Raw genomic sequence first — 15,608 nt, forward strand, 5'->3', positions numbered from 1 at the left:
TAATCGTTTGCATTAATTAGGGAAAGCCACGGGGGCATTATCGAATTTCCAGAATGGCTGAACCAGGCATGGCCGTCGATACAGCGGCTGATCCGGCATGAACCTGGTGATCAGCCTTCCACCGCCTTGAGCCAGCTTGCCGACCCCGCCGTGCTGCAACCGCTGCTGACCCGGTTCGCCCTGCAGTATCCGGGGGTGAATCGTGCGGCTGTGGTCTCGCAGTGGTCGATGAACTATCTGGGTATCCTTCTGCCGGCCACCCTGGCCTGCGTCCTTACGCGTCATGGCGCGGTCGACTTCTGGGGCGAGGAGGCTGTGCTGTTGCATGCTCAGGGTCAACCCGAGGCGCTGGGGTTGCCCGCTCAATTACCGGCGCTGACACACGAACAACGTGCAGCTTACTGGTCCCGATTGATCCACGAGCACCTGGCACCGCTTTTCACCACCTTGGCCGCCGCCGGTGGCCTGGCGCCGAAAATATTGTGGGGCAACCTGGTAGCCTTCTGGGATGGCGCCTTCGCGAGAATGGATGCCGACTTGTCCAGGGACGGATTCGCCGAGGCGCACCAGTGGCTGGAGCAGGTCACAGTGAACGACGGGCGCCTGAGGTTGCGGGGCCTGCAACGCATGGTCGAGTCACCTGCGCCGCAGGTTTGTCCCCGCCTTGCGTTGCGCCGACATTGCTGCCTGCATTACCAGTTGCATGAACCGGTCGAAGGCGAGCCGCCAGTGCTCTGCGAGTCATGCCCCAAGCTGCATCGCCTGCCTGTGGAAGAACAGGTGAGCTACCTGCACTACATCTATCAGGACGGTTGAGCGACGGCACCGTCCTATGCGCAAGGTGTGCTGCCTGCACCATCAACTGGGTGATGCGCGCCCATACCGCGACAACTGTCCGCGGGTGCCGGGCGCTGACATCACGGCCTCCGATCAGGCATAAGCTGCGTCGGCCTGGACCTGAGTCAGGCGGCCGTTCTCGACTTTCAATACCCGGTCGGCCTGTTGGAAGTAAGCGTCGTCGTGAGTGATCACGATCACGGTCTTGCCCCGGGCTTTCAACTCCGGCAACAGCTCCATGTAGAACACCCGCTTGAAGGTCGGATCCTGGTCGGCGGCCCACTCGTCGAACAGATAAAACGGCTTGTCGTCCAGGTACGCCGACACCAGCGCCAGTCGCTTGCGTTGACCCGTGGACAGATCCACGGTGGAAAAGCGGTCGTCGACGATGTTGACTTTATGCCCCAGCCCCAAGGCCTTTACATAACGCGTCGCTTCGGCGGTGCGGTGCTCGGCGTCCGGTCCCTCGTCACCCAGCAAATGCTCGAACAGGTGGAAGTCGGCGAATACGGCGGCGAAGTGCTGGCGGTATTGCTCGCGATTGTCGTCGTCCACCTCCACGCCGTTGAGCACGACGCAGCCAGTTTCCGGCGCATACAGTCCGAGCAGCAGCATCGACAGCGTGGTTTTGCCACTGCCGTTGCCTCCCACCACGAACACCAGTTCGCCCTGTTCCAACGTCAGGTCCACCGGGCCGAGCATGAAGGGATGATCCTCGTGTTCACCGGGATAGCGGTGGCACACCCCGTTGAGCAACAGGCGCATCGGGCCCTCACTGGCGAACAGGTTACCGACCGGCGCGGCGGCCTGGGCTTCGGTGCTCAGTTCGGCGTCCAGTTGGCGAATACGGTTCAGGGCGATACTGGCCTGACGCAGCGACGGCAGGGCAATCATCAGATCGGAAATCGGCCGCACCAGGTACAGCAGGGTGATGGTGAAACTGGTCAGCACCGTGATCGGCTGCGGCAGCCAGAACGGCACGATGAACAACAGCACGCCCAGGTTGAGGTAAAACAGCAGGGTGCCGAGGTTGGCCACCACCGAATATCCGGCCATGCCGCGCAGAAAACGCACGCGAAACTCGTCGGCCCCCGGACGGATGACCCGCTCGACGAAGGCTTCACCACGGGCGTTGTTCAGCTGCAGTTCCTTGCTGCCTTCGATCAGGCTGCGAAAGTGCTGATAGAGCACGTCCTTTTGCTGCCGCACCCGTTCCAGATGGCTCAATGGCCCGCGTTCGGCCAGGTGAAACGCCACCAACCCGACCAACAAAAACAACGCCAGAATCGCCAGCAACGACCACGACAGCCAGGCCAGATAGGCAAAGCACGCCAAGGTCACCACAGCGTTGACGAACAGCAGCGGCACCCACTCGAACGCAGCGGTAAAGGTGTGCACGTCTTCGGTGAGGATCACCAGCAAACGGTGTTTGCCCATGCCTTGCAGGCGTTTGAGTGGGGTGGCGAGCAGCTTGCGCGACAGGTCGATGCGCATCTGGAAAATTGCGCTTTGAGTCAGGTGCAGCAGCGACAGTTCCGAGCAGAGTTTGCTCAGCAGCATGCCGACGCACAGCCCGAAAAACCCCAGGGCCAGTTCTGGCAGTTGCTGGGGGTTGGCCAGCCCGCGATTGATCAGAATCACCAGCCCCGCACTGGCCAGACCGCCCAGTGCACCGGTGATGGAGGCCAGCGCCAGCAGGCGTGCCGATTGGCGGTAGAGATAGAGAATCAGGTTCATGCGACGGTTTCCGTCGAGGCCACGGCCAGCGACTTGTTGAGTTGTTCATGGAAGGCGGACTGTCCGAGAATCGTCTCGTGATCGGCGGCGACCTGATAATGACAGGTTCGCTGGCTGATCGCGTCCCACTGCGCAGGTAAGGTCGGGCGCTCGACGAGGGTCTGTTCGGCCCACCACAGGTGCAGGGTGGCACGCACGGCGGGCACTGAGTAGCCGTTGACCCAACGACGCGCGTCGGCCATCACATTCAAGGTCTGCTCGACGTAGGCGTGCGGTGCGTTGAGGCTCAGGCCGTTGGCAGTCGACCATTGCAGCAAGGCGAAACGCAATTGCTCCACTTGACCCAGCCCGGCGGTGGTCGTGCGCAGTTCCGTCAGACATTCCGGGGCGAGCGCGGCCAGTCGCTGGCGACTGTCGCTGCTCAGCTCTTGCTGCACGAAGGAGTAAAGTGCATCCCACGCCAGCGTCTCGTCTTCGGCGTGGAAGGTGCTGTCAAACAACCCCAGCCATTCGACCCTTTGCCCTTGCGCTTCCAGTTGCCGGGTCAGCTCCAGCGCGAGCAATCCGCCCATGGACCAACCGCCCAGGTGATACGGGCCTTGAGCCTGAATCTGCCGGATCTGTGGCAGGTACTCGCTGGCCAGCGCCATCAGGTCTTGGCTGCGCAACGACTCGGGCAGCGGAATGCCATACACCGGCATCTCCTTCGCCAGCCCGGCGACCATTGGCACATAGTGATGCACCCCGCCCGCAGGCTGATGCAAACAGAACAACGGCGTCTGTCCCGCTTCGCCGGCCTGCAAGGTAATGACGGCTGAGCGATTGTGCGGCTCGGTGATCTGCTCGGCGAGCTGGATCAGCGTCGGGTGCTGGAAGATGACGTTGACCGGCACTTCAATACCGAGCATGGCACGCAGCCTTGCGGTCATGCGCACCACCAGCAACGAATGGCCACCGAGGGCGAAAAAGTCGTCGTGGCGACCGATCACTTCGGCTTCCAGCAGCTCCTGCCATACCGCTGCGAGCACCTGTTCGACATGACCTTCGGGCGTCGCGTAAGCCGCGAGGCTGCGGTTCGGCACTCGGGCCAGCAAGGCGCGATGATCGACCTTGCCGTTGGCGGTGCGTGGTAGTTGCGCCAGCCACTGGATGTCGGCAGGGATCATGTGCGCCGGCAACAGCGCCGCCAAAGATTCGCGCACGGCACTGGACTGAAGCTGAGTGGACGACTCAACGAAAGCACGCAAGCTCGGTTCGGCTTGGGTGGTGTCCAGCAAGACCACCGCCAGTTTGGCGCCGCTGACGCTGCACAGCGCGGTTTCGATTTCTCCCAGCTCGATGCGGTAACCGCGCAGTTTTATCTGCGAGTCAGTACGTCCGAGGAACACCAGTTGCCCGTCCAGATCCTGCCAGGCGAAATCGCCGGTGCGGTACAGCCGTTGGCCGTCGAGAGAGGGATGACTGGCCCGGACGAATTTTTCGGCGGTCATCTGCGGCAGGCCCAGATAACCTTCGGACAATCCTGGTCCGGCAAGGTGAATTTCACCTTTGAGTCCTCGGGCCACGGGTGCACCGTCACTGTCGAGCAGGTACACCCGGGTGTGGGCGATGGCGCGACCGATGGGTACGGAACCCGCGTCCTGATCAGGCTGGCAAAGGGCGACGGTGCTCCATACCGAGGCTTCCGTCGGACCGTATTCGTTGTATAGCTGCGCGCCGGGCTGGCGGCGATAGTGGTTGTCCACCAGGGCGGGCGGGCAGCTTTCGCCGGCGACAATCGCGGTGTTCAGCGGGCTCGGGCTGTCGCCCAGTTCGTCCAGCAACAATGCGTAAAGCGAAGGCAGCGCCAACAGGTGCGACACGCCGTGGCTGCGGATCAACCGCGCCAGTTGCAGCGGATCTTTCTGTTCGGTTTCGCTGGCCAGGTGCAGGCAACCGCCTTGGGCCAGGCTCCAGAACAGCCCGGCGATGGAGCTGTCGAAGGCGAACGACGACAGCAACAGGAAGCGTTCCACCGGTTGTGGATATCCCGCCAGCCGCGCCGCCAGGGAATGCAGGGCGTTGGCATGGCTGATGACCACACCCTTGGGCTGCCCGGTACTGCCCGAGGTGTAAATCAGGTAGGCCGGCTGATCCCGTGAGACCTCAGGCTCATCCCGTAGCGGCACCGCCGGCATGGTTTGATCAATCGCCAGCGCACTCGGTTGCCAGTCCGCCGGCAGGTCTTGCACGCGAGCGCGGTGGGTCAGCACCAGCCGTGCCTGGCTATCGCGAAGAATATGTTCGATGCGCTCGGTGGGGTAGGCCGGATCGATCGGTACGTAGCAGGCACCGGCGCGCAGAATTGCGACCAGCGCCACCACCGCATCGATGTCCCGCGGCAGGAAATGCGCGATCCGCGCACCGGGTTCCAGGCCTTGGGCGAGCAGTTGCCGGGTCAGGGCACTGACACGTAGATCCAGCTCGGCATGGCTCAAGGTGCCGCTCGGGCCGGTTACCGCCGGGCGTCCGGCGTTGGTGGCCGATCCCTTGGAGAAGCAGGCGGCCAGGTTGGGCAGTGCGAACGTGGCCGCATAAAGCTGTTCTTGCGCGGGGCTCAGAATTGGCGAAGTGGCCAATGTGCCGGTCACCCATTGTTGCTCGGCGGCGCTGCAGGTCGCCAGTCGGTTCAGGCTGGTGGAGGGTTCACGCAGGCTGTGTTCGATCAGGCTCAGCAGTTGCCCCGTGAGAATTTCAACATGGCCTGGCGTGTAGAGCGTGGCGTCAAAATGCAGCGACAAAGTGCTGGCCGAGCGCGGTTGATACTGCAACAGCAAGGCGCAGCCTGCACTGACACTGTCAGCCTGTTCGATCTGCCAACCGGCATCGTTCAGGGCACTGTGCGGCGCCACCGAGAGTTCGCGAAAGCCCACGCCCGATAACGATGGCACGTTGCTCAAGTGGCTTGGATAGCTGTCCCGGGCATCGTTGAGCAGGCCAACGCGCTCGGTCAGTTGCTGGCACAGTGCGGCAAACGACAGCTCGGGCGCGGTGTCGAGGCTCAGTGGCAACGGTTCGGAGAACAGCCCGAGGGCATCGCCCAATACGTCCGGACGTGCCTGGTGTTCGTAGGCCAGTGTCAGTCGTTCGGCTTCACTGTAGCGTTGCCACAGGGTTACCCAGGTGGCGAGGATAAGAATGCCGCTGGTGACGCCGAGGTTGGCCGCTTGCTGATCGAGGCGTTGCAGGGTTGCATCGTCGAGTGGCAGTTGCACCCGGTCCGTTTCGATAGGCCCGGATGGCGCCGTGTTCTGGTGCTGCCAGGGCAACGGCAGATCCACGACCACCGCACTGAACTGCTCATCCCAGAACCGCCGGCTCTGTTCGTCGTCCACCGACTCCAGACGCCAGGCGGCGTAGTCGGCGTACTGCAGCGGCGGTTCCTCAGACGCCGCTTGCAAGTAGCCCTGGGCCCACTCTTCGCCGAGGTAACCCAGGCTGGTGCTGTCCAGATGCAGCGCTGGCAAATGAAGCGTTGCTGATCTGCCATCGACGTCCAGTTGTAGCTCGATCCCCAATGCCTGCAAATCAGCGATCGAATCGTCGATCACCTGCATCGGCAACGACAGCCCCGGCAGTTGCTGGTAACGGGTGCGCAGAATCTCGTGGCGTTGCATCAGCGCCCGTAAACTATGGTTCAACCGTGCGCCGTCGAGGGGCTGTTCGCTGCGAATGCGCAGCGTGGCCCGCTGCGCTGTCGGGGCCAGGCGAGTTTGTTGCAGGCGCCACAGGTGAGCTTGCTGCGGCGACAGTTCAAAGCCTTCCAATGGCGTGTTTTCGTGAGTCTGAGTCATGCTGAGACCTGTACAGAAAAGTGGGACATGAGCGTCGATTGGCCGATGACAATCATTGTTCGGCATCCTTCACGACGCTACGGCGACGGGCCTGGCCCAAGGTGCTCTGACGCGCGTTGCCGGCGTCACGCAGCGTGGCTTGAGCCTGTTCGCGACGGGTCTGTTGCAGTTGATTGAGTGGTTGCAGCAACTGGGCGACGCGGGTGTCAGCGTCCAGCACTAGCTGTTCCAGCAGACAGATGAACAAGCTGTCGAGCAGTTCGATGTAGGCACTGGCGTAACGCCCGGTGTTGTAGTCGTACACCACCAGCAGACCTTCGCCGTCATCCACGATGTTGATCAGCAGGTCCACATCCGAAGCCTGAGGCTCCAGTTCTCGCTCGCTGATCGCCAGGCCTGGCAAATGCAGGTCCTGTTGACGGGTGTTCTGCACCACCAATTTGACCTGGAAGAACGGCGTGTAGCGTGCGTCCCGCTGCGGCAGCAGGTCGGCCACCAGGGCGTCGAACGGCAAGTCCTGATGGGCGAAGGCATCCAGCGCCACACGTCGGGCATCGCTCAGCAGCTCATTAAATGTCTGCTCGGGCGTCACGCGGCAACGCAGCACCAACTGATTGACGAAGAAGCCGACCATGTCTTCGGTCTGTTGTTGATGACGGTTGGCGATGTCGGTGCCCACCAGCAGGTCTTCGCGCCCGGTCTGCTGATGCAGCAATACGTTCAGTGCACTGTGCAGCAGCATGAACGGCGAAGCCTCGCGGGCCGTCGCCAGCTCGCCGATGGCCCGGGCCAGCGATGCGGGCAGGCGACTGCGATGACGTGCACAACCGCCATGCTCGCGGGTCTGGGCGCCCGGTAATAACAGCGGAGCCGGGCTGGCTTGCAACTGCTGGCGCCAATAGGCCAGTTGTTGCTGCCAGACCGGGCCCGGCAGGTGGGTGCGTTGCCACACGGCGAAATCGGCGTATTGCAGGGCCGGGGTTTCGATGCGGGCAGTCGCCGTGCCAAAGCCGACGTAGTCCGTGGCCAGTTGATCCACCAGTTGCGCAATGGACCAGGCGTCCACGGCAATGTGGTGCATGGCGATGGCCAGCACGTGGGTCTGCGCGTCCAGTTGCAGCAATCGTGCACGAATCAACGGCGCTTGGGTCAGGTCGAACGGTTGGCCGAAAACCTCGTCCAATTGCAACTGGATGGCCGGCTCCTGTTCCTGCGCCGAAACCTGTTGCAGATCGCTGATCGGCAAGGCAAACGTCTGCGCCGGCTCGATTCGCTGCCAGGGCTCACCATGATCGCTGTGCACGGTGCTGCGCAGCACTTCATGGCGCGCGATCAATTGTTCGAATGCCAGGCGCAGGGCTTCGACATTCAGTGCCCCGCTCAGGGTCAGGGCGAAGGGAATGTTGAAACCGCTGGAGCCAGGGTTCAGTTGTTCCAGGAACCATAGACGTTGTTGGGCAAACGACAGCGGCAGCGGTAGCGAACGTTCTACCCGGGTAATGGCAGGGAGCGCCAGTGGGGCCGTCTGCAAGCGAGCTCTGTCGATGGCGCGTGCCAGGTTTTCCAGTACCGGGTGATCGAATACCGCCCGCAGCGGCAGGTCCACCGCGAGCTGGCTGCGAATCCGCGAGACCACCAGTGTTGCCAGCAACGAGTGTCCGCCAAGGGCAAAGAAGTTGTCGTCGGCGCCAATGGCGGCCACGTTGAGAATCTGTGCCCAGATCGCGCCCAATTGCAGTTCGATGTCGGTACTCAGCGGTCGTTGAAGACTCGGATCGCTGTTGTCCAGTGGGCGAGCGGTCAGCAGCTTGCGATCGACCTTGCCGTTGGCGTTCAGCGGCAGTGCCTCCAGCGGTTGCCAATGGGCCGGCACCATGTACGACGGCAGGCGTTGGGCAAGCCATTCGCGCAGCACGGCCACCGGCGTGTCGTCACCGGTCCAGTACACAACCAGTTGCAGGTCGCCACGCTGGTCGGCGTTGACGATCACGGCCACTGCTTGCACGGCGGGATGACGACCGAGGTGATCTTCGATTTCTCCCAGTTCGATGCGGTGACCACGAATTTTCACCTGCTGGTCGCGGCGACCGAGGAACTCGATCACCCCGTCTGCACGCCAGCGCCCCAGGTCACCGGTGCGGTAGAAACGGGCACCGGGTTCGAACGGGTGCGGGACGAACGCGGCCCGGGTTTTTTCCAGATCGTTCAGGTAACCACGACCGACGCCGACGCCACCGACGCAAATTTCCCCCGGTACGCCCACCGGCACCGGACGCAGTGCCGCGTCTACCAGATACAGATGGTTGTTGGCGGTGGGCCGGCCAATCGGCATCGCATTGCCACCTTCGCTCGTCACACGGGTCAGCGGATGGAAAGCCACGTCGTCCGAGCACTCCGCTGGGCCATAGGCATTCATCAACGGCACATGGGCAAAGCGGCTCAACCAGGCCTGGGCCAGCGCCGGTGGCAGGGCTTCGCCGGTCGGCAGCAACCAGCGCAGTGCCGACAGTTGCGTGTCGGTGCGGGCGAGGTCGAGCAGGGCGCGGATCATCGTCGGCACGGCTTCGAGCACCGACAGTTGTTCGTTCTCCAGCGCTTCCAGCAGGCGCTCGGGATCATGGGCAATCACGTCCGGCAGGATATGCACGGTGGCGCCAAGGATGGGTGCGGCGAGAAATTGCCAGACCGAAATGTCGAACGCCGGAGAGGCGGTCTGGGCAATCCGGTCCGCGCTTGACAGACCCAGCGTCGGTACCTTGCCGAAGATATTGTTGAGCATGCCCCGTTGCTCGACCATCGCGCCTTTGGGCGTGCCGGTGGAACCCGAGGTGAAGATCACGTAGGCCAAGTCGTCAGGGCTGCCCGCGACGTCCAATGGTGCTGCGTCGCCCGCCAGCCACAGGACTTCGGTGCGCAGGCGTCGGGGTGTCGCGGTGCAGGCGGCCAATGCCGGGTCGATGACCGAATCAGCGCTGTCGCTGGTCAACAGAATCTTCGCTCCGGACAGTTCGAGAATCTCGCTCAGGCGCTGTGGCGGATGCTTGATGTCCAACGGCAAGTAGGCTGCGCCAGCCTTGAGTACCCCGACCATCATGCTCAGCAGCGGCAGGCCGCGTTCGCCGGCCAGGGCCACCAGGGTGTCACGACCCGCGCCGGTTTCGATCAGGGCGCGGGCCAGGCGGTTCGAGCGCTGATCCAGCTCGGCGTAGCTCAGGCTGTCGGCGCCACACACGGCAGCGATGCGTTGCGGATGTGCTGCCACTTGCCGGGCGAACAGCTCGGCGTAGGTTTGATCCAGCGGGAAGTCGAGTTCACTGCGGTTCCAGTCCACCAGCAGGGTCTGGCGTTCGTCCGGCGTCAACAGCGACAGCGAGGCCAGTTGTGCATCAGGTTGAGCGACCATTTGCGTCAGCAACTGACGCAGGTGGCCGAGCATGCGCTGCACAGTGTCGGTGTCGAAACGCGCGGCATCGTAGGTCAGGCGAATGCCCAGACGATCACCCGGGTAAAGCACCACGGTCATCGGGTAGTTGGTGTGGACGCGGTCTTCATAGATGTCGACGTTGAAGTCCACCTGACGGTCCGACAGACCTGCGTCGAAAGGGGCGTTTTCGAACACCACCAGACTGTCGAACAGCGACCGGCCATGCTCGATCTCACTCCAGCGCTGAATGTCCACCAGCGGCGCATGTTCGTAGGCACGCAATTCGAAGTTGTGCGCGAACAGGGCTTGCAGCCATGGCACCACGCATTGTGAGTCGTCAACCTTGACCCGCAGCGGCAGGCTGTTGATGAACAGCCCGACGATGTCTTCCACACCTGGCAGATCGGTCGGACGTCCCGACACCGTGACGCCGAACAGTACGTCATCGCTGCCGCTGTAGCGCGACAACAGCAACGCCCAGGCACCCTGAATCCAGGTGTTGGGCGTGAGTGAGTGCTGTTGGCACAAGGCGGTCAGTGCGCGGGTGTCGGCAATCGACAGAGTGACGTCAAGGTTGGCCACCGCTTCGACCGCTTGCTCGGTGACTGCCGGGCGATCGACCACCAGCGGCGTCGGCGCGCTGAAACCGGCCAGTTCGCGAGTCCAGAATTGCTCGGTGATGGAGCTGTCCTGGCATTGCAGCCAATGGATGTAGTTGCTGAACGATGGCAGTAACGGGCGGGCCACGGGCTGACCGAGTACCCGTGCCTGGTAGTGGGCGAACAGGTCGGCCATCAACAGACCGAAGCACCAGGCATCGGTCAGAATGTGATGGAAGCTGCGCACGATCAGGAATTCCTGATCGGCCACCTGGAACACCCGAAGGAACGTCAGGGGCGGGCGGCGCATGTCGAAACCCTGACGACATTCGGCGTCCAGCACCGCGTCCAGTTGGCGCTGGCGAGCCGCTTCGTCGAGGCCACGCCAGTCGTACCAGGCGAACGCCGGGTCGGTCTCGTGGTAGACGCATTGCAGCGCGGCCTTGCCGTCCTGCCACCAGAAGCCGGTGCGCAGCATCGGGTGTCGGGCCAGTTGTTGCGCCCAGGCGTATTCGATGGCGCTGCGGTCCAGTTCGCCGTCCCAGCGATAACGTTGCTGCATCAAATAAATGCCGCTGTTCGGACGCAGCAAGGTGTGCAGCAGCATGCCTTCCTGCATTGGCGACAGGGGCAGCAAGTCATCGATACCGGCCCAGTCGAAGTTCGCACCCAGGGCCGTGAGGTCGTGTCCGGCGGCGCGGCACAGCGCGAATGCATGGGCTCCTGGAACGGCTTGCTCGGCATCGGCAGCCAGCAGGTTCAGACGTTGTTCCAGCGCCTCGGCCCAGCGCTCGGCTCCCGGGCCACGGCAATCGATCTGCAGATGGCCATGTTGCAGGCTGACGGTCAGGGTCAGTCCGGTGGAATCGATCTGCGAGCTGCGGGCGATGACTTCGCCCAAAGGGCCCTCGTGGGCCAGCCATTCGCCAGCCATGACGATACGCACGGTCGGCTGCGGCAGGCTCAGCAGTGGTTCGTGCAAGTAGTCGTTGTTGGTCAGGTAACGCAGCACGCCGTAGTCGTCACCCGCGTGCGGTGCAGCGGCCAGTTGCGCGTCGATCTGTGCGAGCAACTGTGCGGCGCTGGCGGTCGGTGTCACGGTCAGGCGCAGAGGAACGGCGTGGCTCAGCGCACCGACTACCGTGGCCGGGTTGAAGTCGGTATGGCTCAGGGGACTGGTGAGCGGCAAGCGTGCGCGCTCGCAGCGGCCGCGATCCAGTGTCAGCCAGACGCCTTGCTCAGCACTTTGATGTGCCAGTTCCGCGGCGACTGCCGTGGCCACCAGCGACGCCCAGGGCGCATGACTACGTCGTTGCAGCAGGCTCAGGCGAGCACTGAGTGGTGCCGGAATTTGCACGCGGCTTTCAGTGGCTATGTCACCCGGTTGCGGGGCGGACGGCAGGGTTTCACCGGCGTATTGCAGCCAGTATTCCCAGGCCGATTCCAACCCGTCTTCATCGGCGGCGTAGTTGTTCTGATGCTCGGCCCATTCATCCAGATTGCCGCCGTGACGCGGCAATTCGATCGCACGATCGTATTGCGCTTGAGCCACAGCCAGCGCCAGGTCAGTCATCAGTAAGGCCCAGGAGACCGCATCCAGACGCAGTGCATGGGTGACCAACAGCACGGCGTCGCCGTGTTCCGAGAGGCACGCGTGCCAGCCTTCGCCTGCCGCGTGATCCAGCGTGGCCAGGGTGGTTTCGGCCAGTTCGGCCAATGCGTTCGAGTCGTCGAGCTTCAGTGGCTGACGGCTGGCGCTGACCGGTTTAGGTGTGGCGGGCAGGGTCTGTGCCCAAGTGCCGTCAGCCTGTCGGACCAGACCCAGTTGCAGCGCACGGTGTTGCTGTTGCAGGGCTAACACGGCGCGGTTCAACACCTCGACGCTGATCGGTGCATTCATGGCCACGCAGCGCCAGTCCGCCGTCAGTGGGCCGGCTTCGAGCCGAGCGTGCTGACCCGGTGTCAGCGGCACATGGCGCACGGCGCTGGACGTATCACGGCTGTAGTTCGCCCCTTGGCTGATCACCGCAGAAATTTCGGCGATGGTGCGGTTTTCGAACAACTGCTTGGGCGTCAGCTTCATGCCGCGTTGGTGGGCGCGAGCGATGATCTGCAGGTTGAGAATCGAATCGCCGCCCAGGGCGAAGAAGTTGTCGTGAATACCGACGCGTTCGACCCGCAACACATCCTGCCAGATCTCGGCGAAGGCGATTTCCACCGCATCTCGCGGGGCCTCGTAGTTGTCTTGACTGGTCGGGGCATCGGGCAATGGCAGGCTTGCGATGTCCGGCTTGCCGTTGGCATTGAGCGGGATCGCGTCGAGGGCAATGAAGTCTGCCGGCACCATGTAATCCGGAACCCGAAGGGCCAGGTCGGAGCGCAGTTTGTCGGTGGAGAGAGACGTGCTGGCGACCAGCCAGGCAATCAGGCGCGGTGTTTCGTTGGCTGGCTGTACCACGCGAGCCAGCACTTGCTCGATGTTGTTCGAGAGGCGTTTGATCTGGGCTTCGACTTCGCCCAGCTCAATGCGATAGCCGCGCAGTTTGATCTGGTTGTCGACGCGTCCCAGGAACGCCAGTTCGCCGGATTCCAGCCAGCGCACGCGATCGCCGGTGCGGTAGGCGCGGGGCAGGTCGGCAACGGCCATGAAACGCGCGCCGGTTTGCGCCGGATCGCCGAGGTAGTCGATGGCCAGGCCTTCACCGCCGACCCACAGCTCACCCGGCATCCCGACAGGCACAGCGTGACCGTGGCTATCGAGAACCCGTAGTTGCCGGTTCGACTGCGGATGGCCCAGCGGTTGCACACCGGCCAGTGGTTGATCGATACGTGACAGGCAAATGCCCACGGCACTTTCGGTCGGGCCGTAGTGGTTGTAAACCGCGAGTTCCGGACGCAGCGCTCGGATGGTGTCCAGCAACGCACCTTGCAGTGCTTCGCCACCGAGCAACAAAGCATGGCGTGGCAGCAGGCTGGCGTCGGGGTGAGCGGCGAGCAAGCCGTGCAGATGGTTGGGGGTGAGCTTTACCAGATCGGGGATGAATTCGGCAAAACACTGCGCCAAGGCGTTCGGGTCGGCACGGGTGTCGTCGTCCACTAGCAGCAGGCTGCCACCGCTGACCAGCGCACCGAACAACTGGGTGTAACCGAGGTCCGCCGCCAGGGTCGACAGCAATGCATGGCGCCAGGGTTGTTCAGCCTGGGCGCAACCCAGCTCGGCGAGTATGCCACTGACATACGCGACGATGGCGCGATGGGACAGGCGCACGCCTTTCGGCGTACCGGTGGAGCCGGACGTATAAATCACATAGGCGCAGGCCTGTTGATTCACCGCTGGCAGGTCGATGCCGGTGGCGCGGGCTGATGCGTCGACGACCTGAGCGGAAGCGGTATCGAACGTCGGCACACCAATGATGAAGTCCACGTCGGCACTGATCATCAGCGCACTCAGGCGCGAGGCCGGTTGGCCCAGGTCCAGCGGCAGGAAGCAACCGCCGGCCTGCATCACCGCCAGCAGCGAGACCACTGCGTCGTTGCAACGGGGCAAGGCCAGCGCGACGCGGTCACCTTGTTGCAGACCGCGTTGGCGCAAGACACTGGCCAGTCCAGTCGAGGCTTCAAGTAGTTCGCCATAGCTCAGCACGCCGTTGGCGTCACGCACGGCTTCACGCTCGGGATGGCGTCGGGCCTGGTCGGCGATCAGGTCATGCAGCGGAGCGTCAGGCAGTTCGAGGGTTGCACCATTGCCCCAGGTGCGGGTCAGGCTCAGTTCCTGCTCCGGGCACAGCGGCACGTCGGCCAGTGGCCGATTGGCGTCGCGGCCCAGTTCCTCGAGCAGCGCCACCAATTGCTGCAGCAGGCGCGCACCCGCGGCATCGGACAAGCGTTTGCGCTGATGCACCAGATGCAGCTGCAAGCGTTCGCTTTCCATCGAGGCGATCAGCGACATCGGATAGTTGTTGCGTCCACCGGTGTGGCGCAAAGGCGCGGAGTGTTCGGCATCCGGCAACCCGACGAGACCGTCGTCGATCTGATCAAGCTCCCGGGGGAACGGGAAGTTTTCGAATACCATGATCGCTTCGAACAACTCACCACCAGGCGGCAGCGCGGTCAATGCCCGCAGACTGGCCAGTGGTGTGTGTTCGTGCTCGCGCATTTCGGCGTTCCAGTCCTGGATGCCCGCGAGCCATTGGCCAACGGTCGGCGCATCGTCCCAGCGTATCCGCAACGGCAAGGTGTTGATGAACAGACCGACCATGCGCTCGACGCCGCTCAGGCGCTGCGGACGCCCGGCCACGGTGACGCCGATCAGGGCTTCGTCGCTGCCATTATGGCGGCCCAGCAGATAAGCGTAAGCCGCTTGCAGCAAGGTGTTGACGGTCAGGTTGTTGTCCCGGGCGAAGCCGGTCAGGCGAGCGGTTGTTGCGGCATCCAGCATCAGTTGATGCTCGGTGCAGGGCAGGTGTGCCTCCACCGGGTCGGCGAGCAGGCCGCGGGGGTCCGACTCGGGTACGCGGGTAGTGTTGGCGAAGTCCGCCAGACGACTGCGCCAGAATTCATCGGCCGAGGGGCGCTCGCTGAGATAAGCCACGTAATCCTGAAAAGGACGTACCGTTTCCAGCGCCGCGCTTTGCCCGCGTCGTGCCGCGCGGTACAGATCACGCCAGTCCGCCAGCAGCGAACCGACGCTCCAGCCGTCGAGCAACAGGTGATGGTGGGTCCACACCAGCGACCAGTGCGCTTGAGCGTTTTGATCGTCCAGTCGCGCCAGGGTCAAACGCATCAACGGTGCCGCGCCCAGCTCGAAAGCCTGTGCGTGATCTTCCGCCGCCAATGCCGTCAGCCCTTGCGGGTTACCGCGCAAATCGACTTCCCGCAGCGGCAGATCGACTTCCTTGAGGATCACCTGGTAGGCGTCGTCCAGCTCTTCCCAGAGAAACGCTGTGCGCAACACTGCATGGCGTTGCATCAAGGCCAGCCAGGCCTGACGGAACGCATCGAGGTCGAGGTCCCCGGCCAGTCCGATGCTCATTTGCTGGTAGTAAACCCGGGACTCGGGCGCATAGGCCTCGTGGTACAGCAGGCCTTTTTGCAGGGGCGTCAGCGAATAGATGTTTTCGATTTGGTCATGCATGGCAGCAGTGTTCAATCCAGAAAAACGAGGAGGCACGTGCGCCG

Annotated in this window: 4 protein-coding genes; 1 reads left to right on the plus strand and 3 read right to left on the minus strand. The window is 63.3% G+C overall.

Going from position 1 to position 15,608, the window contains the following annotated elements:
- Nucleotides 1–126: 126 nt before the first annotated feature.
- Entirely contained in the window at nt 127–816 is a 690-nt protein-coding gene (gene fhuF, locus F6R97_RS26535; protein WP_315867349.1) for a siderophore-iron reductase FhuF, read from the plus strand.
- Nucleotides 817–930: 114 nt separating this feature from the next.
- Here fhuF and F6R97_RS26540 read toward each other — a convergent pair whose 3' ends face one another.
- From F6R97_RS26540 to F6R97_RS26550, 3 genes are read right to left on the minus strand one after another with little or no spacing between them, the layout of a single operon-like run.
- The gene (locus tag F6R97_RS26540) at nt 931–2,574 is read right to left on the minus strand and encodes a cyclic peptide export ABC transporter (protein WP_038980128.1); all 1,644 of its coding nucleotides are present in this window, start codon (nt 2,572–2,574) and stop codon (nt 931–933) included.
- A complete protein-coding gene (locus F6R97_RS26545; protein ID WP_315867350.1) occupies nt 2,571–6,407 on the minus strand; it encodes an amino acid adenylation domain-containing protein in 3,837 nt (1,278 codons plus the stop codon). The genes F6R97_RS26540 and F6R97_RS26545 overlap by 4 nt, the downstream gene beginning before the upstream one ends.
- A gap of 52 nt (nt 6,408–6,459) precedes the next feature.
- Nucleotides 6,460–15,564 (minus strand): non-ribosomal peptide synthetase, encoded by a 9,105-nt coding sequence (locus tag F6R97_RS26550; RefSeq protein ID WP_315867351.1) that lies wholly within the window; start codon nt 15,562–15,564, stop codon nt 6,460–6,462.
- Nucleotides 15,565–15,608: the final 44 nt, after the last annotated feature.

Source organism: Pseudomonas sp. JV414, from assembly GCF_032424305.1.
Classification (GTDB): Bacteria; Pseudomonadota; Gammaproteobacteria; order Pseudomonadales; family Pseudomonadaceae; genus Aquipseudomonas; species Aquipseudomonas lini.